This is a genomic window from Stagnimonas aquatica (genome assembly GCF_003730135.1).
GTDB lineage: Bacteria > Pseudomonadota > Gammaproteobacteria > Nevskiales > Nevskiaceae > Stagnimonas > Stagnimonas aquatica.
Window position 1 is genome coordinate 357,373 of sequence record NZ_RJVO01000003.1, and the last position, 25,930, is coordinate 383,302.

Here is a 25,930-nt window from a genome sequence, read left to right on the forward strand (position 1 = left end):
AGGGGTGAGGGGAGAGGGGGCGGCGCGCAGCGCCGTTTCGCATCCGGGTGCGATAAGCACGTCGTCTCCGACGACGCCACCCCTCTCCCTAACCCTCTCCCACAAGGGGCGAGGGGACGGTTCGCGATAAGGGGCGAGCGAGTCCTTCGTGAAAAACCTCGTCGTCCTGATCTCCGGCAGCGGCCGCAATCTGCAAGCGCTGATCGAGCATTGCGCCGCCGGCCACATCCCGGCGCGCATCGCCGCCGTGGTCAGCAACAAGGCCGAGGCCTACGGCCTGGAGCGCGCCCGTCGCGCCGGCATCGCCACCGAGGTGGTGCCGCACGGCGACTACCCCAGCCGCGAGGCCTTCGACGCCGCGCTCGCGGCTGCCATCGACCGCCACGCGCCGGATCTGCTGGCCATGGCCGGCTTCATGCGCATCCTCACGCCCGGCTTCACCCGCCGCTACCTGGGCCGCGCGCTCAACATCCATCCCTCGCTGCTGCCGCGCCATCCGGGGCTGAAGACCCATGCGGCAGCTCTCGCGGCCGGCGATGCCGAACACGGTGCCAGCGTGCACTTCGTCACCGAGGCGCTGGACGGCGGGCCGCTGGTGCTTCAGGGCGCATTCACCGTCGCGCCCGAGGATTCGGCGGAATCCCTGGCCGAGCGGGTCATGAACGAGGTCGAGCTGAAGATCTATCCTCAGGCGCTGGCCTGGCTGGCGCGTGGCGATCTGCAGTTGCGCGGTGACCTGGCCTGGTTGCAGGGCGCGCCGCTGTCGCAGCCCCGTACGCTCGCCGACCTGGAGGAGCCGTTCCGATGAACCCGCCCTTGCTGCGCCGCCTCGCCGCGATCCTGCTGCTGCTCCCCGCCCTGGGCTTGGCGGCGCCGGCGCTGAAGCCGATGTCGCTGAGCTACGACGTGTCCTGGGGCGCGACGCCGCTGGGCGAGGGCCGGCTCACGCTCAGTGCCGAGCCCGGCGAAGACTGCTACCGCTACGAGTTGAACACCCATCCGGTGGGCGTGGTGCGCTGGCTGTACGGCAGCCCGCGCGAGACCAGCGAGTTCTGCGTGGTCGACGGCGCAGTGGTGCCCAGCCGCATGGAGTTCAACAACCCCAAGCGCAGCAAGGACGGTTTCGTCATCGAGTTCGACTGGAAGCAGGGATTGGTGCTCGGTGGCCGCAACGGTCCGCTGCCGATCAGCGCCGGCACCCTGGACCGGCTCAGCGTGCAGCAGGCGGCGCGTCTGTGGGTGCAGAAGCACGTCGGCGACAAGAAGCCGGCGCCGCTGGTGATCGCCATCGCCGACCACAAGCGGGTGAAGAGCTACACCTTTGCCATTGCCGGGCGCGGCACGGTGGAGACGGGGGCCGGCAAGTTCGAGGCGGTGCGCTTCGAGCGCATCGACGATCCCAAGACCACGCTGCGCTTCTGGCTGGCGCCGGAAAAGGACTACATGCCGGTGAAGGTCGAGCAGGTCGAGGACGGCGAAGCCAAACTCAACCTCAGCCTCCAGGGCCGGCCTTGACGCGCAGGCTGGGCCCGGCCGAACTGGCGGCCCTGCGCGCGGCGGCGGAGGCCAGCCCGCGCCGCCGCGCGCATCTGGAGCTGCATGCCGGCGGCGCCGACGATGCCCTGCAACGCTTCCTGGTGGGCATGCTGCCCGGCTCCTATGTGCGCGCCCATCGGCATGTCCAGGCCCACAAGCTGGAGCTGACCGCCTGCTTGGCCGGTGCCTTCGAACTGCTGCTGTTCGACGACCGGGGCGCGCTGCTGGAGCGCCAGGGGCTGGCGGTCGATGGCAACGGTCTGTGCCTGGTGCAGATCCCGCCCAACACCTGGCATTCGCTGATCGTGCGCGAAGGCTTTGCGGTGCTGCTGGAAGTGAAGCTCGGCCCCTACGAGGCCGCCAGCGACAAGGACTTCGCCCCTTGGGCGCCGGTCGAGGGCAGCGCCGAGGCCGACCATTGCCTGCGCTGGCTGCACGGGGCTGTGGCCGGGCAGCGCTATCTGGCCTAGGTGGTCCGGCCGGGCAGCGATTCCCTCCCCAGCGCAGCGGGGGAGGGTCAGGGTGGGGGGCGGTTCTTGCGCGCGGATCAGGACCGCAAAAAACGCCCCCATCCCGGCCTTCCCCCGCTGCGCAGGGGAAGGGGTTCGACCTAGCCCAGCACGATCCCCAGGCTCGCGGCAATCAATGCCGGGCGCGGCTGCCACCGGAATTCCGGGATGGTGATGAACGCGTGGCAGAGCCCGATCAGCGCGCAGATCAGCGCCTCGCTGAGCGCTTGCGGATCGCCAGCGCGGCCCTGGCCGGTGGTCTGCAACTGCGCGACCAGCTCGCGGAACAGGCCGAAGCGCTCCATCAGCGGCGAGCTGTCGACGTAGTAGCGCTCCTCGCCGCTGCGGTGATCCTGGTTGAGGAACACCAGCCGGTAGTGCTGCGGCTGCGCACACCAGTAGTCGACGAAGGCCGTGGCGGCGCGCTCCAGGCGCTGGCGCGGCGTGCCGCGCCGGCTGGCCTGCTGGACACGCGCGAACAGCTCGGCGAAGCAGTCCTCCCAGAGGCTGCGCAGGATGGCGTTCTTGCTCTGGAAGTAGCCGTACAGGCTCATGGTGCCGCAGCCGGCTTCCTGCGCCAGCCGGCGCATGCTCACCGCCTCGAAGCCCTCGTCGACAAACAGCCGGCGCGCGACCTCGCTGATCCGGGCGCGGCGCTGCTGTTCGTGCTCGACACTGCGCCGAGGTCGGCCACGGCTGCGCAGCAGGGTCTCGGTCGAGGCCGGCCCGGCGGCTGGCGGCGTTGACTTCCTGGGCATGGTTTCCTATTTTCGATAACGCGTACGGAATATTGCCCGTTCCGCTCCCCGCGCGCCAATCCCAGCAAGGACGCTCCATGCGCAGTGCAAGCACCGAAGTCATCGTCGTCGGCGCCGGTCTCGCCGGCCTCAGTGCCGCCCGTCAATTGCAGGCCGCAGGCCGGCAGGTGCTGGTGCTGGAGGCACGCGACCGTGTCGGCGGCCGCACGCTCAACCATGCGCTCACCGCACCGGGCGCCAAGCCCGGCACCGTGGTGGAGATCGGTGGCCAATGGGTGGGGCCGACCCAGGACCGGGTGCTGGCGCTGATCGAGGAGCTGGGGCTGTCCACCTTCAAGACCTGGGGCGAGGGCCGGTTTACCGACTACCGGCGCGGCCGCCTGCGCCAGTACTCCGGGCGCATCCCGCCCGGCAATCTGCTCGGTTCGGTGGAGGCGCAGTTGGCGATCAACCGCCTCAACCGCATGGCCAGGGAGGTGCCGCTGGCCGCGCCCTGGACCGCGCCGCGCGCCGCCGAGTGGGACGGCCAGACCTTCCAGAGCTGGATGGACCGCCGCCTCTGGACGGGCGGCGCCAAGGAACTGATCGAGCTGGCCATCGAGGCGGTGTTCTCGGCCCAGCCGCGCGATCTCTCGCTGCTGCATGTGCTGTTCTACATCCACAGCGCCGGCTCGCTGGACCTGCTCATCAACACCGAGGGCGGCGCCCAGGAGGCGCGCATCGTCGGCGGCTCGCAGCGCATCGCGCTGGCGATGGCCGAGCAGCTCGGCGAGGCGGTGTGGCTGAACGCCGCCGTCGAGCGCATCGAGCAGGACGGGCAGGGCGTGACCGTCTCCGGCGCCGGCTTTGAAGTGCGCGGCCAGCGGGTGATCGTCGCCGTGCCGCCGCCGCTGGCGGCGCGTATCCGCTATTTCCCGCTGCTCGACGGCCTGCGCGACCAGCTCACCCAGCGCCTGCCGATGGGCACCGTCACCAAGGTCAACGCGGTGTACGCCACGCCGTTCTGGCGTCGCGCCGGCAGCAACGGCCAGGTCACCAGCGATACCGGGCCGATCAAGCTGGTCTATGACAACTCGCCGCAGGACGGCCATGTCGGCATTCTCATGGGCTTCATCGAAGGCAGCGAGGGCCGCCGCCTGCTGCGCGAAACGCCGGAGCGGCGACGCGCGCTGGCGCTGGAATGTTTCGCCCGCTACTTCGGCCCCGAGGCGCTGCAAGTGCGGGAATACATCGAGCAGAGCTGGGCCGACGAGGAATGGTCGCGCGGCTGCTATGCCAGCTACTTCCCGCCCGGCGTCTGGAGCGACTATGGCAGCGCGCTGCGCGAGCCGATCGGCCGCCTGCACTGGGCCGGCACCGAGACCGCCGAGGTCTGGAACGGCTACTTCGACGGTGCCATCCGCTCCGGCGAGCGCGCCGCTGCCGAGGTGCGCGCCCAGCTGCGCTGAGGCCGATCCGGTGCCGGTGGTTTGGCCGCCGGGGCGGGCGATCCCTCACAATGCCGCATGAAAATCCCCAACAGCCTGCAACCGCTGATCGACGACGGCATCGTCGATGCGGTCTTGCGACAACTGAAAAGCGGCAAGGAAGCCTCGGTGTTCCTGGTCCGCTGCGGCAGCCACATCCGTTGCGCCAAGGTCTACAAGGATGCGCAGCAGCGCGGCTTCCAGAAGCTCGCCGAGTACCAGGAGGGCCGCAAGGCGCGCGGCAGCCGCGATGCCCGCGCCATGGGCAAGGGCAGCCGCCACGGCCGCCGCGAACAGGAGGCGGCCTGGAAGAACGCCGAGGTCGATGCGCTCTACCGCCTCGCCGCCGCCGGCGTGCGGGTACCCCGGCCGCAGGGCTATTACGAGGGCGTGCTGGTGATGGAGGTGGTGGTCGATGAGCAGGGCCAGCCGGCGCCGCGCCTCAACGATGTCCACCCGGACGCCGAGCAGGCGCGTGCCTGGCATGCGCTGCTTATCAACCAGATCGTGCGCATGCTCTGCGCCGGCCTGATCCACGGCGACCTCTCGGAATTTAATGTGCTGTTGGCCGCCGACGGCCCGACCATCATCGACCTGCCGCAGGCGGTGGACGCCACCGGCAATAACAACGCCTTCCGCATGTTGCTGCGCGATGTCGAAAACATCCGCGCCTACTGCGGTCGCTACGCGCCGGAGCTGCTCGACAGCGAGTACGCCTACGAGATCTGGCAGCTCTACCAGGCCGGCGAGCTGCGGCCCGACAGCCCGCTCACCGGTCGCTACGAGCACCCGCCCGGCGCGCCCGATGTCGACGGCGTGCTGGCGCAGATCGAAGAGGCGCGTCGCGAGGCCGAGCGCCGCCAGCGCGGCCGCGAGGAAGCCGAGGCGGCGCAGGACGACTGAGCGGCGCCGCTTGGTAAAAATGACCCTGGCGCGCGCGGGCGGTCTTGATCGTCAGCCTGGACCGTGTATTGCTAGCGCATAACCATAAACCTGCTCGCCACCTAAGCCCCATGAAAGCTCTGTTGCTTGCCGCCAGCGCGGCCTTGCTGCTCCCCGTCAGCGTCCTGGCCCAGTCGGAAGCGCCGACGCCAGTGCCGCCCGAGGGCAGCGCCGACCTGGGCAGCTTGCCGGTGCAGGCGCTGAGCGAATCGGCGCCGCCGCCGGCCCCGGCCGAGGAGTCCAAGGCCGGCCCGCGCCAGCTCGGCGAGGTGGTGGTTACCGCGCAGAAGACCAAGCAGTCGCTGCGCCGGGTGCCGGCCTCGGTCACCGCGCTGTCCGGCGACTTCATCAAGGAAACCGGCGCCGCCGACCTCGCCGACGTCTCGCTGTACGTGCCAAATTCCCGCGTCGATGCCGACGACATCGGTTCGCCGCAGGTATTCATCCGCGGCTTCGGCACCAACGCCTTCAACCCCAGCTTTGAAAGCTCGGTGGGTTTCGTGCAGGACGATCTCTACTTCGGTCGCCCTGGCTACTTCACCGAGTCGATGTTCGACATCGACCGCGTCGAGATCCTGCGCGGGCCGCAGGGCACGCTGTTCGGCAAGAACACCATCGCCGGCGTGTTCAACGTCATCAGCAAGGGCCCCACCAGCGAGCCCAGCGCCGACGCCCGCTACTTCTACGGCGGCCAGGGCGAGCAGCGGCTGGAAGGCGGCATGGGCGCCATGTTCGGCGAGCACTTCGGTGGCCGCGTCGGCTTTCTCTACCGCGAGCAGGACGGCCAGACCTACAACCAGTTTCTCGACCGCTACGAAGATTCCCTGCAGCAGCAGGCCGTGCGCGGCAAGCTCAAGCTGGCCTCGGGCATCTGGAGCAGCGAGCTGATGCTGCTGACCTCCGAAACCACCGCGCCGTTCTGGCCCTTCCAGCTCATGAAGCTGGACGCCGACACCCGCACCTACCTTCAGCACTTCGATGCCAACATCGAGGACGACCCCTACAACTTCCGCACCTCTTTCGACACCCCGGGCTGGATCGAGAAGGGCTCCGACACCGTCGCGCTGAAGAACGAATGGGCGATGGGACCGGTGGCCGGGCTCAAGGACTTCAACACCGTGCTGGTGCTGGGCGGCTCGCGCTTCCGCATCGACCAGCTCAACGAGTTGGATGTCTCGCCCGCCGACATCGCCCGCCTCGACAACCACGAAGACCACCAGCAGCTCACCGCCGAGCTGCGCTTCACCGGCAAGGCCGACAGCCTGTTCGGCCTGGGCACCGGCCTGGAATTCGTCGGCGGCCTGTTCCGCTACGACTCCGACTACACCCTGCTGGCGCGCATCATGGCCGGCCAGGACCTGGCCTCCTACCTGCTCACCGACGATGCTGCCCAGCTCGCCAGCGGCGGCGCGCTCAGTTCGTCGCCGCTGGGCTTTCTCGGCTCGTTCGACCTTTCCAATCTGGGTCTGCTGACCGGCCCCCTGATCTCCAACGGCGACTACTACCAGTTCGATTACACCCAGAAGGTCGCCGCCAACGCCCTGTTCGGGCAGTTCACCTGGAACTGGACCAAGCACTTCGCCATCACCCCCGGCGTGCGCCTGGGCATGGAGGAAAAGAAGATCAGCACCAAGGGTCAAAGCCACTGCCAGATCAAGGATGCGCTGCCGCCCGGCATCCCGGCGCCGCCCTGCGTGATGGAACTGCTGCTGGGCAGCTCCGACTACGACCAGCCCGACAAGAAGCGCAAGGAATACGACATCTCGCCGAAGCTCTCGATGCAGTACTTCGCCGACCACGGCGTCAACTACTACGTCTCCTACGCGCGCGGCGACAAGAGCGGCGGCATCAACGCCATCTCGCTCACCGGCGAGAAGCTGGAATACAACGCCGAAACCGCGCAGACCTACGAGCTGGGCGCCAAGGGCCGCTTCTTCAACAAGACCCTCAACACCAGCCTGACGCTCTACCAGACCGACTTCGACAACCTGCAGGTGCTGGCCTTCAACGGCGTGCTGTTCGACGTGAGCAATGCCGGCACCGCCCGCTCGCGCGGCCTGGAGGCGGACTTCCAGTGGCTGACGCCCTACCGGCCGCTGCGCATCGTCGGCTCGCTGGGCCTGCTCGACGCCAAGTACCTCGACTACCCGGGTGCGCCTGCGCCCATTTCACAGGGTATCGGCGCCAAGCAGAACCTCGGCGGCCAGCGCATCGCCTTCGCGCCCAAGGCCACCGGCACGCTCACGCCCTCGCTCACCTACGAGTTCGGTGAAGTCGCCTTTACGCTGGCGGGCGACATCATTTACCAGGGAGACCAGTACACCGACGTCGATCTCGACCCGGCGACCCATGTCGATCCCTACTATCAGTACGCCGCGCGCTTCATCGTCGCTGACGTGCGCGAGCGCTGGAGCCTGTCGGTGGGCGGAACCAACCTGGGCGACAAGCGCGTGCTCAACCAGGTGACCGACGCCACCTTCTTCCCCGGTACCTACTTCGCCCAGCAGGCGCCCGGCCGGCAGTTGTTCGCCGTGGTCGGCGTCAAGTTCTAACTCGAAGCCCAGTCCCCATCCGCTGCGCCAGGTTCCCTCCCCCGCAAGCGGGGGAGGGCCAGGGCGGGGGTGTTTCAGCGCAGAGCCTGCTGAGCGATCCGCCCGACTAGTGAACTTGTCGCCCCCAGAAACACTCGATGCAGGGTCGCCGCCAAACCGCCCCGGCATCCGAGATAGCGCCTCCATGACCAAGCTGCCTTTCCGCTCCCAGGCCCTGCGCCCGCTGTGCTTGGCCGCCACCGCCGCCTGTTTGCTCGGCGCCTGCGGCGGCACCCCCGAGAAGGGCGAAGCCGCGCCCTGCAAGATCGACTGCCAGAGCCAGGAAGACGGCTACCAGTGGGCACAACGCGCCAGCCTGCTCGATGCCAAGGCCTGCAACGGCTATCCGGCCGAATTCGTCGCCGGCTGCAAGCAGGCCGTTACCGACGCCAGGCTGTCGCTGAACCCGCGCGAAGGTTTTTAGCGGCGCAGCGGCGAGGCCGTCGCCGGTCAGGGCGACGGCATCGCTGCGTTGGCCAGTCCGGAATCTCCGCGCTTACCGGGCCCGGCGTCGCCGACGCGCTTGGGAAAAACCTGGCGCTCAGGGAGTCGCACGGCGCGGCGCCCGGGGCAGGGAACCGCGCATCTTCCTCGACTCAGTGGGTGAAGACCTGAAATGCCGGGCCGGCCCAGGCGGTGCCGGAGTTCGCCGGCGCTGGTGGCAGGGGAGTACCGCCGTAGATCACCTGATTGAGCGGCCCTTGATAGGTTTGCCAGGGGATCGTGCCTTGCTGGCTGACGCCGGGCTTGCTGTAGTCGCAGACGCCCTCCGGGAACACCGCAGACAGACTTGCCCACTGCGCGTCGGTGAACGGCAACAACCCGTAGTCGTCATTGCGGTCCAGCGGCTTGAGCTGGCATTTGTTGGTGTCGGTGCTGATGGCGTCGCCGGCCACCGTGCGGGGGGTGCCATACACCGGCACGATCAGCTCGGGACACAGGCCCGCACTAATGCGCTGGCCGAGGCCGTCATAGCAGGCGTCAACGACGTTGGTCGGCTTGTGGGTCGTCAGCTTCAGGGCGAGCGGCATCGGGCTCAGGTCTTGCTCGACGGCGGCCAGCCAGGCGTCCATGGCGGCAAAGCTGTTCCGCGCGCACTCGTTGTCGCCCATGATCAACAGCGGTCCCTCCCAGATCACCTGGTTGTCGTGATTGCCATGCTCGCGGTCGAGTCGGGCGCGGATCGCGAAGGCGCGGTACGCATCGTGAAAGGCGCCGGGGTCAGGGCCTCGGCAGTCGATGATGGCGGTTTGGTCGAGGTTGTTGGTTTCGTTGATCAGGCCGGTACGGTAGGCGTTGGCGAGGGCCGGTTGCGCCGCAGGCGTGCGCGAGGGGATCGGCTTGGTGTCGATGTCGAGTCCACCGATGGCGACGTTCAGATCGACGAACTGCGCGGGCAGGATCAAGCCGGCGCGCAGGGCTCCGAGCCCGTACTGCACCCCGACGTTATCCACCGGGAAGCCGGCGAATCCCCGCCCAAGCTGCTTCTCAACTTCACCCCAATCCTCCGGCTGGCGCGGTCCGAGGAGGTTGATCGCGGCATCCATCACCGTGCAACGGACACCGGCCGGATTGTTGGTGGGGTGATAGCGGGTTTCGTCGGTGGTGCCGCCGCAGGGATCGGTTGCCACGGCCACATGGAACTGGGCGTTTTCGCTGACGATCGCGTTCAGCAACGAGAGGTGTCCCATGACGTCGCCCATTTGCGTGGGCAACCACAAAACGCCCGCGCCCCAGCGTGAGGGATCCTGAAAGTAGGCGAGTAACAGATGGTAGTCGGCGAACTGGGTGGCGGTGCTCCAGGCATCGGGAAACGAGCAGGTCGGCAGAATCCCCTGGTAGATCCCCGGATAGGCGTTGGAAATCCACTGCATGGCGAGCGAGCCGCCGGAACAGCCCTGGCCGATGGTGTAGCGCAGGTCTCCGTACTGCTCGACGACCCGCTCCTTGGCCATGACCAGGGACTCCGCCTGCAAGGCGACGTTGCAGTTGTGGGAGCTGTTGTCGAGTGCCGTCGACATCACTGCAAAGCCCTTGCCGAGCGCCACCTCGGTGGCGTCGGTCAATACCTCGACCAAGGGCAAGCCGATGGGTAGCTGGCCGCCGACCACTGGAATCGCGGTGCCGGCCCCCGGGGCCACCGCCGGCGCCGAGGCCGTCTGGTATTCCACCCCGCAGCCGAAGCCGTGGTTGATCACCAGCTTGTGGTTGAACTGCGGTTGCGGCTCCGTCGCCGTCCAGGCTTGGTCGACCTGGTAGAGCGCCGCGATCTGGTACTGGTCGCGGTCCATGTAGCCGGTTTCGATGCGGACGATGAACGGCAGGGTCAAGCCGTTCTCGGTGGTGATCTGGGCGACATCGGTGGGCGGATTGCCGGGGTCGTAGGTCTGCATGCCGGCCTTGAGCGGATTGCTCGACTTGTACGCATAGCGGTACTCGACCGGCTGATTGCACTGGGCGTCCACCGCGCCGGAGTTGCGGCAAAGCCAGGGCATCAGCTGCGGACCGCTGAACACCGGCCCGCCCGCAGGATGGTTGACGATCGTGGTGGCCGCGCTACCGCCGGGAAAGCGGGCGACGACGGCATTGGCCCCAAGCTCGAGTCCAGTCAACAGGCTCCCGAGCTGTCCATTCGGCATCCGCTTGAACGTCGCGGGCGACGATTTGCCATTCAGGCTGAGACTGACGGCTTGTGGCTCGACACCCGCCGGCGCCGCGAAGGCGACCAGAGCGTCGCCGCCGCTGATGAGGTCCGCGCGGTTGGAGAGCACCGACATCGGCAGACTTGAGGGGTCAGAACCCGAGGGGTCGGAATTCAGCGGGGGAGCGCTGTTGCCACAGCCGCCGAGGACGATTGCTGCCGCCAGTACCGCTGATCTGAGATGCCGGTGCATCGATTTTCTCCTAGCCAATGTGGATCGCCGTCCGGTTGACAGCGGACGGAAGTGGGATGAGGGCTTCGCGGCTCAGCGCGGCAGCGTCAGTGCGTCGGTCGGCACCACCGGCAGCACCAGGCTGGAGCGGTGCTCGCCGTCGCTATGGACCGTCAGCGCGCCGGCGGCGCTGGCCAGCAGCAGCGGCGCGGGTGGCAAACCACGAGGGAAGTCGCTTGATCCGATGGAAATGCGGAGACGATGGCCGGCGCGGATCAGCGCGCTGGTGGGAAAGATCTCCACCGAAACCGGGACGATTTCTCCGGCTTCGACGTGATCGGCGCTCGCCGAGGTATAGCTCAGCCAGGGCTGCAACAACTCGCCATCCAGCCGGCGCGAGCGGGCATCGTCCACGGCGCGCGCCGACAGCATCTGCAGCCCGCTGGTCAGCGGCTGGATCCCGGCCTCGCTGACATCGTCGACCCGTACCGACAAGCCGGCGTCCCGCGCCGTCGTCGATACCCAGAGCGTCGCCAGGATGGGGCCGTTGACGTAGATGTCCTCGGCCATCGGATCCGTCTGGTATTGCAGTTCCAGCGTCTCCGCGAAGCGGTTGTCGGTGAGGCAGGGCAGCGGCAGATTGCCCGCCAGGCCGGCTGTCCACTGCACGGTGCTGGCCGAGCAGAGGCCGCCCAGCGGGTACTGGATCGTGGTGCGGCTGGTTTCTGCGGCCCCGGGTGCGTCCTCGGTGAGGCGCTGGTCGCCGCGCAGGTACAGGCGTCTGGCCGTGGCGCGCGGATGCGGCCAGTCCTCGCTGCTCACGTAGTGGTCGAAGCCCTGGACGTACTGGGTGACGTTCGGCAGCCTGTCGGCGCCGGTGTCCAGACCACGCAAGTAATGATCGAACCACTGCAAGGCGATGTGCTCCAGCGCCGGCACCCCATCGGCTGGCAGGCCGGCACCCAGCTTGGTGTGGGTCCAGGGGCCGATCAGCAGCTTGGCCTCCCCGTGTTGCTGGATGGCTTCGTAGAGCAGCGGCTCGCCGCGCTGGAAGATGTCCTGCAGGCCGCCGAGGATGAAGGTCGGCACCGTGATCTGCGCCGCATGCTCGATGGGGGAGCGGCTGCTCCAGAACGCGTTGTCGTACACGGTGTCGTCGTCGCCGAGCAGCGCCTTGAGCAGGAACGGAACCTCCTGCCGGGTAAGCGCATGCCGCAACTGTCCGACGGTTCTTGGCAGGCCGGTGATGGGGTCTGCCAGGGTCTCGGGGTTGAGTGCCGACCCACCCATGACCAGAAGAAACCAGGCGGGGATGAAGCTGAGGCTGGTCTGGCCGCCGGCGAAAACGATGTCGCGATAGGCGTCCGCCATCGGCACTTTCAGGAAGGCGGTCTTGACGGCGGGATGTTGTTTCGAGGCGGCGAGGGCGGCGGTGATGCCCAGCAGCGATTCGCCATAGAGCCCGATGTTGCCGTCGCAGAAGGGCTGTGCCGCCACCCAGTCGAGGATGGGACGGTAGTCCGCCTGCTCGACGGGGCCGAACATGTCCCAGTCGCCTCCCGAAGAGCCGGTTCCACGGACATCGACCAGAACCTCCGCATAGCCGTGGCGCCCCAGAAAGGCGCTGACCGGGGTGTTGCCGGGCAGGTTCTTGTTGTAGCCGGTGAGGGTGACCAAGGTGGGCAAGCGGTCTTGGACGCGATTGCCGTTGGCGTCGGCCGGCAGGCTGACGGCCGCGGAAAGTACGGTTCCGTCGGCCATGACGATGCTGTGCTGACTGGTGCTTTGACCGGCAAATCGCTCGGCCGGGAGGTAGTCCTGCCAGGCCCCTGCGCCGCGCCAGCCTGCGCCACTCCTGGCCGCGCCCTTGTCCGCCGCAGGCGCCGCACGGGTTCCCAGCGTGCTCCATCCAGACAGCCCTGGTGTCCCTGGATCCGGTCTGCCGTCTTGCGGGTTGGGTAGCGCCGACTCGCCGCAAGCCGCCATCGACAAGCTCAGCACCGCGATCTGCAACGCCCGAACTCCTCGGGAACGCCGTTCGCGGCGGCCTCCGGCACGCGGAAGCCCAGATCGCGGAAACAGCGCCGCAGCGGCGCGGGGGCCAAGACTCACCGGGACTCTCTCCAAGCAGCACAGCGGCTGCTGAGCAGCCTGCGATTAGTTATTGGGTCACTGCACTGCGGACAGCGCCCGCGTGAGTGATCCGTTCTGCCGCGCTCGCGCCCAGGCTTGCAGGCCGGGGACTGACGCGGGGCGGCATTCTTTCAGTCCGACGACTCAGCCGCAACTGCCCGCCGTAGCCCCGGGCACAGGGAAAATTCTGGCGGAGGTACTCGCTCAGCCGGAGCTTTCGGCGGCGACCGGCCCGAGCGAGATGCGCCGGAATGCGCTGGGAGATTGGCCGGTCCACCGGCGGAAGGCGCGGGTGAAGTTGGCGGGATCGCCGTAGCCGATGCGGCGGGCGATCTCCTCGATGCCCAGGGTCGGGTCGGCAAGCAGGTCGAGGGCGTCGCGGCGGCGAACCTCGTCGAGCAGCGCCTGGAAGCTCAGGCCGTGATCCTGCAAGCGGCGCTTGAGCGTGCGGCTGGAGACATGCAGGGCGGCCGCCAGCTGTTCGAGATCGGGATATTCGCCATTCCGGCCGACCAGCAGGGCGCGCACCTGCACCAGCAGATCCTTGGCATAGCCGAGCCGCGACAACTCCTGCTCGCACTGCCGGGTCACCAGCTGCGCGGTGATCGGATCGGCGGTCCGCAGCGGCAGATCCAGCACCCGCGCCGGGAAGCGCAGCTGGTTGGCGGGCATGGCGAAGCGCGCCGGCGGCAAGCGGTCTCGGTAGCGGGCGTAGTAGGCGGGCTCGGGCGTGTCGAAACAGAGTTCGGCGCGGTTGCGCATCTCCTCCGGCGCGAAGTAGTTGGCCATCTGCCAGATCCCGACCAGGAACAGATCCAGCATGCATTGCCGCACGCTGCCCAAGGGCAGGGTTTCGCGCACTTCGATCACCCCCTGCTCGCCGTCCTCGAACAGTCGCAGGCTGAGATTGGGCAGCCGCAGTTGCAGGAAGCGGGCGCCGAAGCCGACGCCTTCGCGCAGGCTGCGGTGGCTCATCAGGCCGTAGCCGATGAAACCGTGGGTGGTAAGGCCGCTGTGCAGGCCGATCTCGTAGCCCAGCGCCGGGTTGCCGCTGCGGCGCAGCGCCCGGTACAGCAAATTGTTGGCCTGCAGCATCGACAGCCGCGCTTCCGGGTTGTCCAGCAGCTCCGGGGCTATGCCCTGGCCGTCGAGCAGGCTCTCGGCGGAGACCCCGAGCTTGCCGGCGACTTCCAGGATCAGCCGGCCGTAGGCCACGGGTACAGCCGGCTTGTGCAGGTCTTCCAGCTTCATGCGGTTCGGGGCAAATGGGCCACGGGGGCGTGGCCCGATATGACAGCCATCTTGGCATCTTGGCCCCTCACGCTGCAAAGCCGGGCGCGCCAAGATGCCTCGTGCAACGGCCAGCCAGGGAGACGGCGTGCCGTCTCGGGAGAGAGAACGATGAACAACAACTGGACCACCCCTGCGGTGGTCACGGCGCTGGGTCTGGTCCTGGCAGCCTGTTCGGGCAACTACCAGGGCACGGTCGATGCCGCCGGCGGTGGCAACCCCGGGGGCGGCAGCTTTGCCGACGACAAGGCGTACTTCGCCGGACGGGTGCAGTCCAAGCTGGATTTCTGCCGGACCTGCCATCTGCCCGGCGGCGTGGCCGACACCGCCGAAGGCCGGCGCTTCATGCTGACCGCCGACCGCAGCCAGGACTACGCCCAGCTGCGGCAGTCCTGGGAAACACTCGGTCGCGGCGTCGACGGCAACCGGATTCTCACCAAGGCCTCCAACACCGACTCCCAACCGCATTCCGGCGGTGCGCCCTGGCCCAAGGGCAGCGCCGCTTACTCGGCGATGCGTGTCCTGCTCGGCTGCTGGGACAGCCCCGGCGCCTGCGCCGGCCTGATCGCCGGCGATGGCGGTGGCCCGGCCGTCGAGGAGCAGGCCCTGCTCGGCAACCCGGGCAAGCACTACTTCGTCAACCAGCTCTGCGACGGCGCGCCGGACAACACGGTCATCGACTGGCAGGCCGATCCGCGCCGTTTCATGCTCCAGAGCAGCGGCAACATCGACAACGACCAGTACGCCGTCCACTTCAACGATCCCTTCGAGATCTGCCACACCGAGACGCTGTTCGAGAACCAGGCCAAGCAGAACGAACTGCGGCTGGCCGCCGGCAAGACGCCGATCCACACCGCCAAACCCTATGCCGCGACCTGCGGCGAATGGCGTGCGCGGGTGAAGGAAGGGCATGACTGGATCGCCTACTCGCCCACCAATTCGCCTCGCAATGGCAGCGGCGGTGGCGGCATCGGCGGCAGCGATGCCCAGTCCTGGAACAAGCTCTGGCAGGTTTGGGGCTATTCGCAGCGGCCGGACAACTTCGACTCCCAGGTTTCCGAGCGCTACGGCCACTCGCCGACCCCGCCGCGCCCTGGCAGTGCGCCGGGCAGCTACGAGTACGAGTACCCGAATCCGTATCCGGTGATCGACAGCGCCAAGGGCATTGACGAGACCAAGCTGCTCAGCAAGACCTTCGGCGGCACCGGGCGTCTGCCGCTGGGCTATGCCCAGGGACGTGATGCCGACGGCGTCTATAACGGCCAGCTAGGGCTCAACTGCTTCAGTTGCCACGCGGGGCAGATCGGCGAGGGCGAGGTAGCCGGCCGCGATGGGCTGCGGCAGGCGTTCAGCTACGGCAGCAACTCCGACGGCAGCTTCATGGGGCTGCCCAATACCGACACCGAACTGGGTGTGCTGATCGTCGATCTGATCCACGCCCAACAGCCGTTCAACCTGCACCTGCCGCCGGTGGGTTACCTGCCGCTGGTCAACACCACCCGCGGCAGCAATGCCGCCGATACCGAGATCGAGGCGATCGTCGCGATCCGCGATTTCGACACCCTCAACTTCAACCACGCCTTCGTCGACCCCGCGCACCCGAGTTACGGCGACCAGGACCCACCGGCCTGGTGGTGGCTGCACAACAAGTCGCGCTATCTCTGGTTCGGCGGCCACAGCACCGACTCCTCGCGCGGCAACATGTACTTCGGCAGCGTCAACAGCCTCAGCGGCGACGACGTGCTCAACAACGAGGGCATCTTCGAGAGCGTGCACGACTGGTCGCTGACGGTGGAGGCGCCGGACTACCCGCAGGGCTATTGCAGCGGCAGCGACGGCAGCCCGGCGCCGGGCGACAAGGAGGGCTGCATCAACCGGCCACTGGCCGAGCAGGGCGCGATCCTGTTCCACGAAAAAAACCTCTGGGCCGACGGCAAGAACGCCGACATCCCGCAGCCCAAGGGCAATGGCGCCTGCGCCGGCTGCCACGGTGCCTATTCGCCGCGCTACGCCAACGACAAACGCTTCCTGCCCGATCCGAAAATGATCGGCCTGGCCGGCTATACCGTGCCGATCGAGATCATCGGCACCGATCCGGCGCAGGCGACCGGCTGGGCGAAGAACATCCGTGGCTTCGTCAGCACCTTCTGGTGGTCCTACCCGGATGCCCAGCCCAACTACCGCTTTCCCGAGAACAAGGATCCGCTGACCGAGTTCCTAGACGACTACTCCGGCTACGTTGACGGCCTCACCAACGGCCCCGCACTCGCCGACCAGCTCGGCCGCAATCTCGACGGCATGGGCCTGCTGCAACCGTTAGGCGATGTGCTGACGAGCGTGCTCGGCGCCACCTTGCCGCTGATCGCGCCGATCCCGGCCAGCGAGACCATGGGCCGGGTGAAGGGTGCCTGCGGCTTCGAGGAAAAGACGGTGGGCTATGTGACGCCGCCGCTGCACGGCGTCTGGGCCAGCGCGCCGTACTTTCACAACGGCTCGGTGCCCACCGTCTGGGACGTGCTCAAGCCGAGCGACCGGCCGAGCATGTGGCGGCGCCAGAGCACCACGACGCCGGACCATCTGGTGAATGCTTTCGAGCACCGCCTGAGCGGCGAGGACGGCGGCTACGACTTCGAGGCGCTGGGCTGGAAGCACGAGACCCTCAGTTGCGGCGCCGGCCCCCAGGGCATCCCGTACTACAGCTGCCAGCCGGATACGCCGCTGCCCACCGAGATCGACTGGGTGCTGCGCACGGTCGGTGGCGGTCTGCTGTGGCCGAGCTGGATCGTGCCGCCCCCGGTCGGCGACGCCGGCATGGAGATCCGCAAGATCTTCAACACCAATCTCTATTCGAAGAAGAACAGCGGCCACGAGTGGACCCAGGCGCTGACCGATGCTGAGCGGCGCGCGCTGCTCGAATACATGAAGACGCTGTGAGCAGGGGGCGCCCGACCATGGTCATGAAGCACAGACTGCTGCTCGGCCTGCTGATGGTGCCGCTCGCCAGCGCCTGCAGCCTGCAGCCGGTTCAGCCCTGGCAGCGAGGCCATCTGGCCCGCCCGGAGATGGCCTGGGAGCCCGATCCGCTGCTGGCGGCTTATCGCCGCCACGTGCAGTTCAGCAAGGAGGCCGCGACCGGCGGCCCGGTGCTGGGCGGTGGCGGCTGCGGCTGCAACTGATGCGCGCCCGTTCTGCCACCCTGCTCGCGCTCAGCCAGGCGGCACTGGCCCTGCCGGGCCTCGCCACCGCCGATGGCGAAACCCTGCAAACCGACTACCTCTACAGTCGCTACGAGGAGGCCAGCCTGCCGGCGGCCCGCAGCGCCAGCGGCAGTGCCAGCCCGCGCTTTCGCATCGACACGCACCTGCTGCGCGCCAGCCTGGCGGTGGACGACAGCAACTTCGGGCTCGATCTGAACTACGAAACCCTCAGCGGTGCCTCGCCCTGGTTCATCCTGCCGGACGCCGAGGGGCGACCGGTGCAGGTGATGAGCGGAGCCAGCATCCAGGAGCAGCGCACGGCCCTGCAAGCCAGCTGGAACCGCTCTCTGCAAACCCTGCTCGACGGTCTCGATGCCAGCGCCACGCTGGGCTATTCCAGCGAGGACGACTACCGCTCGCTCAGTGGCGGCGCCGAACTTGGCTTCAGCCCGGAAGGCCGCCAGCTGACCTATACCGCTGGCTTCAGCTATTCCAGCGACACGCTGCAACCGACTCGCGGCGCCAGTTCGCCCACGGTCATTGCCAGCGCCCAGAAGCGCAGCCACAGCCTGTATGGCGGCCTGGCCTGGGTGTTGGGCCCGGAGACGGTGGTGCAGGCTAGCCTCAGCTATCTAGGCAACAGCGGCTACCTCAGCGATCCGTACAAGCTGGCGTATCTCACCGACACGGCCAGCACCACCGCCGACGAGCGGCCGGACGGCCGCGTTGCCTGGGCGCTGACCGGGCGGCTGCGACAGTTCCTGCCGCGCGCAAACGCGGCTCTGCATCTCGACTACCGTTGGTACCGCGACGACTGGAAGATCGAGTCGCACACGGTCGACCTGGCCTGGTACCAGACGCTGCCCGGCGACTGGCAGCTGGTGCCCTCGCTGCGCTGGTACAGCCAGAGCCAGGCCTACTTCTATGCCCCCTACTACCGTCGCGAACGCGCCGACGGCTTTGCCTCCAGCGACTACCGGCTGTCGCCGTTCGGAGCCCTGTCCGGTCGGCTGGCGGTGAGCAAGCGCTTCGGCGGCTGGCTGCTAGGCGCCGGCGTCGAGCATTACCAGGCCAAGGCCGGCTACGCGCTCGGCGAGGTCGAGCTGGAGAATCCCGGGCTGGTGCAGTTCACCAGCCTTGATCTGCGGGTCAGCTGGCAGTTCTAGTCCTGGCATCGCGGTCCATGGCGCCGGGGCTGTCTCGTCCGCGTCGCCTGACGGCTGCCACGGAGTTTCCTGGGGCTCCTCATGGGCAGGCTGCGACAGCCGTTTGCGGCCCACAAAAAACCCCGCAGCGCGGCGGGGTTTTCGTACTTTCTCAGACAGTGCGTCCGAAAGATTTGGCTCCGTGACCAGGACTCGAACCTGGGACCCAGTGATTAACAGTCACTTGCTCTACCGACTGAGCTATCACGGAATAACTCGGTAAGGGCGCGCATTGTAGTGAGCGCCCCACACGGCTGCAAGCCGTAAGAACCTGGCCTTAGCCGGCCAGCGCCTTGATCCGCTCGACGCTGCCGGAGAGCACCTTCTCGCTGGTTGCGAAGGACAGGCGGACATGACCCGGGGTGCCGAAGGCAGAACCCGGAACCAGCGCCACCAGGGCCTCGTTGAGCAGCTTGTCAGACAGCTCCAGGTCGGTCTTGCAGCCCAGCTTGGCCATCAGCCCTTCGACGTTGGGGAATACGTAGAAGGTGCCGTCGCCGGGCAGGCAACGCACGCCGGGGATGCTGTTGAGGTCGGCGACCAGCTTGTCGTGGCGGGCCTTGAACACCAGGCGCATTTCCTCGACGCAGGACTGGTCACCGGCCAGCGCCGCCTCCGCCGCCACCTGGGCGATGGAATTGGGGTTGCTGGTGGACTGGCTCTGGATGTCGGTCATCGCGGTGATGAGCTTGGCCGGGCCGCAAGCCCAGCCGATGCGCCAGCCGGTCATCGAATAGGTCTTGCTCACCGCGTGGATCACGACGGTGCGGTCGTAGAGGTCCGGGCAGGCGTTGACGATGTTGCTGTAGGGCTCGTCGGTCCAGAGGATCTTCTCGTACATGTCGTCGCTGGCGATCAGCACCTGCGGGTGCCGGCGCAGCACTTCGCCCAGCGCCACCAGCTCGGCCTTGGTGTAGGCCATGCCGCTGGGGTTGGACGGGCTGTTGAGGAAGATCATGCGGGTGCGCGGGGTGATGGCGCGCTCCAGCTGTTCCGGGGTGATCTTGAAGCGGGTGGCGGCGGTGGTCTCGAGAATCACCGGGGTGGCATCGGCCAGCAGCACCATGTCCGGGTAGCTCACCCAGTAGGGTGCCGGGATGATCACCTCGTCAGTGGCGTTGAGGTAGGCCATGCACAGGTTGTAGCAGCTCTGCTTGCCGCCGCAGGACACCAGCACCTGGTTGGGCTTGTAGTCCAGGCCGTTGTCGCGCTTCATCTTGTCGATGATGGCCTTCTTCAGGCTGGGCGTGCCGCCCACCGGGGTGTACTTGGTGAAGCCGGAGTCCATCGCCTTCTGCGCCGCCGCCTTGATGTGGGCGGGGGTGTCGAAGTCCGGCTCGCCGGCACCCAGGGAAAGCACGTCTTTGCCTTGCGCTTTCAGCTCCGCCGCCTTGGCGGTGACGGCAAGGGTGGGGGACGGCTTGATGCGGCCGACGCGCTGGGCGAGGGTCAGTTCCACGGGGAGTCTCCAGGGCTGCTGCGGGAAAAAAGCGCGCAATGATACGCAAAGCCGGCTTGCCCGGCTGCACCGGGAGGTTGGCAATCGGTCTTTCCCCGGAGATGCGAAAATGTTTTCAAACGCCGGGACCATCCCGCGCATCGGAGGCAGGTCGCAGCCCTTGGAGGGCGCGATGATCCGCATAACTAGGCGATAACCCGCCACGGCACATTCAGAGAGACAGGGACGACCCAAGATGACTCCGGACTTTTCACAGCGGCCCCGGCGCGCCTCGCCGATCAAGTGGATCCTGCTGATTTTGCTGATCGCCGCCGCAGCCTGGTTTTTCCTGCTGCGCTCCGGCGCCGGCGCGGGCAAGCCGACGGCAGCACCGGCCGACGCCGCAGCCGAGGGCGAGAAGAAGCCGACCGGGCCGCTGGAGCTGGCCGCCGGGGATGTCGCCAGCGTGAGCACCGCCTCGCTGGTGCGACGCCTGCCGCTGTCCGGCTCGCTGACCCCGCTGTCGCAGACCACGATCAAGGCCAAGGTGGGTGGCGAACTGCTGGAAGTCCGGGTGCGCGAAGGCCAGGCGGTGAACAAGGGCGAGGTGCTGGCACGCATCGACACCCGCAACCAGCAGGCTCAGGTCGCCAGTCAGCGTGCCGGCCTCGAGAAGGCCAAGGCCGACCTGGCGCTGGCCAAGCTCAATCTGGAGAACAACCAGCGCCTGTTGCAGAAGAATTTCATCGCCCAGAACGTGCTCGATACCTCGCAGAGCACCTACGAGTCGGCGGTGGCCAACGTGAAGCTGGCCGAGGCACAGCTGCAACTGGCGGAGATCGGCCTGCACGACGCCGTGGTGCGCGCGCCGTTCGCCGGCATCATCTCGCGCCGGCTGGCCGAGCCGGGCGAGAAGGTGTCGTCGGATTCGCCACTGCTCGGGCTGGTGGACCTGACCCAGCTGGAGTTGCAGGCTTCGGCGCCGGCCTCGGAAATCCCCTCGGTCAAGCCCGGCCAGAAGGCGCAGGTGCGCGTCGACGGCTACGGCGACCAGCGTTTCGAAGCGACGGTAGCGCGGATCAATCCGGCCACCGAGCAGGGTTCGCGCTCCATCCTCATTTATCTGTCGCTCGACAACAGCGCAGGGTTGCTGCGCGGCGGCATGTTCGCCCAGGGCGAGTTGGTGATCGGCCAGAGCGGCGAGGGGCCGGTGGTGCCGGTTGCCGCGATCCGCAGCGAAGCCGGCCTGAAGTACGTGATGGCGGTGGTCGACGGCAAGCTGCAGCAGAAGTCGGTGAAGCTGGGCCTTTCGACCGAGGACAACGCGCTGGTCGAAGTACTGGAAGGCCTGAAACCCGGTGATGTGGTGGTGGTAGGGCGGCTGGACAGTCTCAAGTCCGGCACTGCGGTGGTGCTGAAGAGCGCCGCTGCGCCGGCCGCCGCCGGCAACGGCGGCTGAGCCGCCGCGCGTCCGGAGCCCCGACATGTGGATCACCAAGACCAGCATCAACCAGCCCGTATTCGCGACCATGGTGATGTTCGCCCTGGTCGTGCTCGGTGTGTTCGCCTACAACCGGCTGCCGGTCGAGCAGATGCCGGATGTCACCGTGCCGGTGGTGTTCATCCAGCTCGAATATCCGGGCGCGGCGCCGGAGGCGATCGAGAACGACCTGATCAAGCCGATCGAGAACGTCGTCAACACCGTCAGCGGCGTCAAGCGCATCTACGGCACCGCGCGCGAGGGCGTGGGCTGGCTCAGCATCGAGTTTCGTCTGGATGTCGATGTCACCGCCGCCGCCCAGGAAGTGCGTGACAAGGTTGCCGACCTGCAGCCGAGCTTCCCGCGCGAGGCCAAGACGCCACGGGTGAGCCGTACCCAGGCGGACGAAAACTCCTCGCCGGTCATCAACCTGGCGGTGTACTCCGAGACGCGGCCGCTGCGCGAACTGTCGACGCTCACCGAACAGGTGATCGTCAAGCGGCTGCAGAGCGCGGCCGGCGTCGGCAACGTCACCACCAGCGGCTCGGTCGAGCGGCAGATCCAGGTCTTCCTCAAGCCGGAGCAGTTGCGCAGCTACGGCATCGGCGTCGACGAAGTGATCGCCGCGATCCAGGCCGCCAATCAGGATCTGCCGGCCGGCAGCATTCGCCGTGGCGCCACCGAACAGCTGGTGCGTATCGAAGGCCGCATCAAGGAGCCGGCGGAGTTCGGCCGGATCATCGTCGCTACCCGCGGCAGCGCGGTCTACCTGCAACAGGGCGGGGTGCCCATCCATCTCGACCAGGTCGCCGAGGTGGTTGATGGCGAGGCCGAGGAAACCTCCCGGGCACGGCTCAACGGCAAGCCCTCGCTGAGCCTCAACGTCTTCAAGATCCAGGGCGCCAACGTGGTGAACACTGCGGCGGCGGTGCAGGACGCCCTGGTCGATCTGAAAAAGCGGCTACCGGAAGACGTGCAGATCGTCACCATCTACTCGAACGCCGAGTGGGTGAAGGGCTCGCTGGACAGCGTCAAGCGCACCATTCTCGAAGGTGGCCTGCTGACGGTGCTGATCGTCTTCCTGTTCCTGCACTCCTGGCGCTCGACCATCATCACCGGCCTGACCCTGCCGATCTCGGTGATCGCGACCTTCATCGTCGTCTACGCGATGGGCTTCACGCTCAACTTCCTGACGCTGATGGCCTTGAGCCTCTGCATCGGTCTGCTGATCGACGACGCCATCGTGGTGCGCGAGAACATCGTCCGTCACCTCAACATGGGCAAGTCTCACTTGCAGGCGGCGCGCGAAGGCACCGAGGAGATCGGCCTGGCGGTAATGGCCACCACCTTCGCGATCCTGGCGGTGTTCGTGCCGGTCGCCTTCATGAGCGGCATCATCGGCAAGTTCTTCTTCCAGTTCGGCATCACCGTCGCGGTGGCGGTGCTGGTGTCGCTGTTCGTCAGCTTCACGCTCGACCCCATGCTCTCGGCGGTCTGGCGCGATCCGCCCAAGAACCGCTTCAAGTACCTGCCCTGGCTGGGGCGGCTGATGGAGCGCATCGAGCGCGGCGTCGATTGGCTGCACGAGGTCTACGGCCGGACGCTGGACTGGGCTCTGCAAACCCGCCGTCGCCGCGCCTGGTTCCCGTTGTTCGGGCTGACCCATGCCGCCCGCACGCTGGACTGGCGGCAGATCGGCACGATCAGCAACCGTGGCATCGTGCTCTGGACGGCGGCGGTGATCTTCTTCGGCAGCTTCCTGCTGGTGCCGCTGATCGGCACCGAGTTCTTCCCGGAGGACGACGACGGTTTCACCTCGCTGCGCATCAACACCCCGATCGGCTCCAGTCTGGAATACACCGACGCCAAGACCCGGCAGGTCGAAGAGGCGCTGAAGGCATTTCCCGAAATCGAGCTGGTCGACACCCAGGTGGGCACCGAGGACGGTCGCAACTACGCGCGCCTCAACCTCAAGCTGACCGATGTGCTGAAGACCAAGCGTCGGCCGCAGCAGGAAATCGAGAAAGCGATCCGCGACCGTGTCGCGCAGATCGCGGGGCTGGAGATGTCGGTGGGCTTCAACAAGCCGATCTTCGTCTCCATCCTCGGGCCGGACGCCACCCGTCTGACCGAGATCTCGCAACTGCTGATGGCGAAGATGGCGAAGATCCCCGGCATCGCCGACTTGGAGAGCAGCGAGAAGGGCGCCAACCCGACCGTCGCGGTGCGCATCAACCGTGAGCTGGCCAGCGATCTGGGCCTCTCCAATGAACGCATCGGTCGCGCCCTGCGGCCGCTGGTGGCTGGCGACCAGATCAGCTACTGGCTGGGCCCGGACGGCCAGAACTACGAGGTGATCGCCCGTCTGCCGCAGAACCAGCGGCAGATCGCCAGCGACCTCGGTGAGCTGTACCTGACCAGCAACCGTCTCGATGGACAAGGCCTGCCGCTGCTGGTGCCGCTCAAGCAAGTGGCGGAGTTCGTCGAAACCACCAGCCCGGAGCAGATCAAGCGCCAGGACCTGGAGCGTCGCATCTCGCTCTATGCCGGTGCCGAAGGCCGGCCGGCGGGTGATGTCGGCAACGACGTCAAGAAGCTGATGAAGGAGATGGAAGACCAGCTGCCGCCGGGTTACCGCTTCGATGTCGGCGGCCAGCAGCAGGACATGGAGGAGTCGTTCGCAGCGGCCCTGGCGGCGCTGGGGCTGGCGGTGATCTTCATCTACATCATCCTCGCCTCGCAGTTCGGCAGCTTCCTGCAGCCGCTGGCGATCATGGCCTCGCTGCCGTTGTCGCTGGCGGGTGTGTTCATCGCCCTGATGATCACCGGCACCACGCTGAACCTGTTCTCGATCATCGGCTTCATCATGCTGATGGGCCTGGTGACCAAGAACGCCATCCTGCTGGTGGACTTCACCAACCAGGCCCTGCGCGAGGGCAAGCCCTTGCGGCAGGCGCAGCTGGACGCCGGTCAGGTGCGCCTGCGGCCGATTCTGATGACCACGCTGGCGATGATCTTCGGCATGCTGCCGATGGCCATCGGCGCCGGCCTCAGCGGCGAAACCAATGCGGCGATGGGGCGGGCGGTGATCGGCGGCATCATCACTTCCAGCCTGCTGACCCTGGTGGTGGTGCCGGTGCTCTACACCTACCTCTACGCCCTCGGCGAGCGTGCCAAACGCTGGTTTGGCTCCTCGCCGGACGAGGAGGAGGCGACGCTACCGCACTGAGGTCTTCTTGCCGCCGAACAGCATGCCGGCGTAGACGCCGAGGCCGCGGGCGACGCTCGCAAACGGGTCACCCATGACCGCCTCGGCGTCGCCCACGGCGGCGGCGATGGCGCTGCGCAGCTCACGCACGCCGGTGGAGCCGCCGGTGAAGTAGATGGCGTCCAGGCCGCCGGGCGCGATCCCGGCCAGCTTCAGGGTTTCCAGCGCGGTGGCGGCGATGCTGCTCACCGCCTTCTGGATGGCGCCGTTGAGACCGGCTTCATCGACCTCGGCCGCCAGCGCCTCTTCGATGAAGTCGAGCGGAATGCGGGTGCTGCCGCCGTTGGCGACCGCCACCTTGGCATCTTCCACCAGGCCGGCGATGCGGTGCCCCTCGCGCTCGCGCAGCACCCGCATCAGGCGGGCGTGCAGGCGCTCGTCGGCATAGAACGGGCGCAGCGTCTCCGCCTGCGCCAGCTCGCGTGGCGCGTACAGGAAGTTGATCTTGTGCCAGGTCGCCAGCTCGAAATAGGTATGGGCTGGCACCGGTTTGCCGCTGCGGCCGAGGCTGCCCAGGCCTAAGCAGGGCATGGCGCTGACCAAGCTCAGTTGTTGGTCGAAATCGGTGCCGGCCAGATGCACACCAGCGCTGGCCAGCACGTCGGCGCTGCGGTCCTCGCGGCCGGCACGGCCAGGACCCAGGCGCACCAGCGAGAAGTCGGAAGTGCCGCCGCCGATGTCGGCGACCAGCACCAGGGCCTCGCGTTCCAGCTTGGACTCGTAGTCGAGCGCGGCGGCGATCGGCTCGTACTGGAAGCGCACCTCGGTGAACCCCACCTCGCGGGCGATATCGGCCAGGGTCGACTCGGCCAGACGGTCGCGCTCGGGGTTGTCGTCGACGAAATGCACCGGCCGGCCCAGCACCACCGGCCCGACCGGGCCTTTGGCCTGGGTCTCGGCGGCGGTCTTCAGGTGGGCGAGAAACTGGGCGATGATTTCCCGGTAGGCCAGCGGCCGGCCGTTGACCAGGGTGGTTTCGCCGAGCAGGTCGCTGCCGAGCAGGCTCTTCAGCGAGCGCATCAGGCGGCCACCGTAGCCGGCCTGGTATTCGGACAGAGCCTGGCGGCCGAAGGCGGTGTGCTGCTCGTCGGCGTTGAAGAACACCGCCGTGGGCAGGGTGTCCTTGCCTTGCTCCAGCGGCACCAGCCGGCGCTTCTGCTTGATGCCCAGACACACTGCCGAGTTGGAGGTGCCGAAGTCGATGGCGGCGTAGGCAGTCATGGGAGGGTGGAACCGGGCCGCAG

The 25,930-nt window shown here is 67.5% G+C and carries 18 protein-coding genes and 1 tRNA gene; 12 read left to right on the forward strand and 7 right to left on the reverse strand.

Annotated elements, in window-relative coordinates; translation table 11 throughout:
* The first annotated feature begins 148 nt into the window (after nt 1–148).
* The 3 genes from purN to ED208_RS17290 are packed head-to-tail and all read left to right on the forward strand — an operon-like array spanning nt 149 to nt 2,006.
* Nucleotides 149–808 carry a phosphoribosylglycinamide formyltransferase gene (gene purN / locus ED208_RS08900; RefSeq protein ID WP_123211528.1) on the forward strand — a complete coding sequence of 220 codons (660 nt, stop codon included), beginning with the start codon at nt 149–151 and terminating at the stop codon, nt 806–808.
* Nucleotides 805–1,515 carry a DUF3108 domain-containing protein gene (locus ED208_RS08905; protein WP_123211529.1) on the forward strand — a complete coding sequence of 237 codons (711 nt, stop codon included), beginning with the start codon at nt 805–807 and terminating at the stop codon, nt 1,513–1,515. Before purN ends, ED208_RS08905 begins: the two co-directional genes overlap by 4 nt.
* Nucleotides 1,512–2,006: a WbuC family cupin fold metalloprotein gene (locus tag ED208_RS17290; RefSeq protein ID WP_158608489.1), complete on the forward strand. Its 495-nt coding sequence runs from the start codon at nt 1,512–1,514 to the stop codon at nt 2,004–2,006. Before ED208_RS08905 ends, ED208_RS17290 begins: the two co-directional genes overlap by 4 nt.
* Nucleotides 2,007–2,146: 140 nt before the next feature.
* Here ED208_RS17290 and ED208_RS08915 read toward each other — a convergent pair whose 3' ends face one another.
* Complete coding sequence (locus ED208_RS08915; protein ID WP_123211530.1) at nt 2,147–2,803, reverse strand: TetR/AcrR family transcriptional regulator; 657 nt, start codon at nt 2,801–2,803, stop codon at nt 2,147–2,149.
* A 77-nt stretch (nt 2,804–2,880) separates the two neighbouring features.
* Between ED208_RS08915 and ED208_RS08920 the strand changes: the two genes are divergently transcribed.
* The 4 genes from ED208_RS08920 (at nt 2,881) to ED208_RS08935 (ending at nt 8,226) form a co-directional block, all read left to right on the forward strand.
* On the forward strand, nt 2,881–4,251 hold the full coding sequence (locus ED208_RS08920; protein ID WP_123211531.1) for a flavin monoamine oxidase family protein: 1,371 nt from the start codon (nt 2,881–2,883) through the stop codon (nt 4,249–4,251).
* Between the two features lie 57 nt (nt 4,252–4,308).
* Nucleotides 4,309–5,172, forward strand: coding sequence for a PA4780 family RIO1-like protein kinase (locus tag ED208_RS08925; protein WP_123211532.1), 864 nt, complete (start codon nt 4,309–4,311; stop codon nt 5,170–5,172).
* Nucleotides 5,173–5,282: 110 nt separating this feature from the next.
* The gene (locus ED208_RS08930; protein ID WP_123211533.1) at nt 5,283–7,763 is read left to right on the forward strand and encodes a TonB-dependent receptor; all 2,481 of its coding nucleotides are present in this window, start codon (nt 5,283–5,285) and stop codon (nt 7,761–7,763) included.
* A gap of 184 nt (nt 7,764–7,947) precedes the next feature.
* On the forward strand, nt 7,948–8,226 hold the full coding sequence (locus ED208_RS08935; protein ID WP_123211534.1) for a hypothetical protein: 279 nt from the start codon (nt 7,948–7,950) through the stop codon (nt 8,224–8,226).
* Between the two features lie 172 nt (nt 8,227–8,398).
* Here ED208_RS08935 and ED208_RS08940 read toward each other — a convergent pair whose 3' ends face one another.
* From ED208_RS08940 to ED208_RS17295, 3 genes are all read right to left on the reverse strand, one after another.
* Nucleotides 8,399–10,579: a DUF6351 family protein gene (locus ED208_RS08940; protein ID WP_123211535.1), complete on the reverse strand. Its 2,181-nt coding sequence runs from the start codon at nt 10,577–10,579 to the stop codon at nt 8,399–8,401.
* Between the two features lie 189 nt (nt 10,580–10,768).
* Nucleotides 10,769–12,436: a CocE/NonD family hydrolase gene (locus tag ED208_RS08945; protein WP_199720564.1), complete on the reverse strand. Its 1,668-nt coding sequence runs from the start codon at nt 12,434–12,436 to the stop codon at nt 10,769–10,771.
* Nucleotides 12,437–13,012: 576 nt separating this feature from the next.
* Nucleotides 13,013–14,059: an AraC family transcriptional regulator gene (locus tag ED208_RS17295; RefSeq protein ID WP_158608490.1), complete on the reverse strand. Its 1,047-nt coding sequence runs from the start codon at nt 14,057–14,059 to the stop codon at nt 13,013–13,015.
* A gap of 150 nt (nt 14,060–14,209) precedes the next feature.
* Between ED208_RS17295 and roxC the strand changes: the two genes are divergently transcribed.
* From roxC to ED208_RS08965, 3 genes are read left to right on the forward strand one after another with little or no spacing between them, the layout of a single operon-like run.
* Nucleotides 14,210–17,032: a putative rubber dioxygenase RoxC gene (roxC, locus tag ED208_RS17300; protein ID WP_158608491.1), complete on the forward strand. Its 2,823-nt coding sequence runs from the start codon at nt 14,210–14,212 to the stop codon at nt 17,030–17,032.
* Between the two features lie 23 nt (nt 17,033–17,055).
* Nucleotides 17,056–17,274, forward strand: coding sequence for a DUF4266 domain-containing protein (locus tag ED208_RS08960; protein WP_233574958.1), 219 nt, complete (start codon nt 17,056–17,058; stop codon nt 17,272–17,274).
* Entirely contained in the window at nt 17,274–18,461 is a 1,188-nt protein-coding gene (locus ED208_RS08965) for a DUF3570 domain-containing protein (RefSeq protein WP_123211539.1), read from the forward strand. The genes ED208_RS08960 and ED208_RS08965 overlap by 1 nt, the downstream gene beginning before the upstream one ends.
* 174 nt (nt 18,462–18,635) lie before the next feature.
* On the opposite strand, the gene ED208_RS08970 is transcribed toward ED208_RS08965, so the two are convergent.
* Nucleotides 18,636–18,711 (reverse strand) — tRNA-Asn (locus ED208_RS08970).
* A gap of 66 nt (nt 18,712–18,777) precedes the next feature.
* Nucleotides 18,778–19,959, reverse strand: coding sequence for a pyridoxal phosphate-dependent aminotransferase (locus tag ED208_RS08975; RefSeq protein WP_123211540.1), 1,182 nt, complete (start codon nt 19,957–19,959; stop codon nt 18,778–18,780).
* A gap of 235 nt (nt 19,960–20,194) precedes the next feature.
* Between ED208_RS08975 and ED208_RS08980 the strand changes: the two genes are divergently transcribed.
* Together ED208_RS08980 and ED208_RS08985 are read left to right on the forward strand one after the other, a co-directional pair.
* Nucleotides 20,195–21,397 (forward strand): efflux RND transporter periplasmic adaptor subunit, encoded by a 1,203-nt coding sequence (locus ED208_RS08980; RefSeq protein ID WP_123211541.1) that lies wholly within the window; start codon nt 20,195–20,197, stop codon nt 21,395–21,397.
* A 25-nt stretch (nt 21,398–21,422) separates the two neighbouring features.
* Nucleotides 21,423–24,647 carry an efflux RND transporter permease subunit gene (locus ED208_RS08985; RefSeq protein ID WP_123211542.1) on the forward strand — a complete coding sequence of 1,075 codons (3,225 nt, stop codon included), beginning with the start codon at nt 21,423–21,425 and terminating at the stop codon, nt 24,645–24,647.
* Here the strand turns inward: ED208_RS08985 and ED208_RS08990 are convergent.
* Nucleotides 24,636–25,907 (reverse strand): Hsp70 family protein, encoded by a 1,272-nt coding sequence (locus ED208_RS08990; protein ID WP_123211543.1) that lies wholly within the window; start codon nt 25,905–25,907, stop codon nt 24,636–24,638. The genes ED208_RS08985 and ED208_RS08990 overlap by 12 nt on opposite strands.
* Between the last annotated feature and the right edge of the window lie 23 nt (nt 25,908–25,930).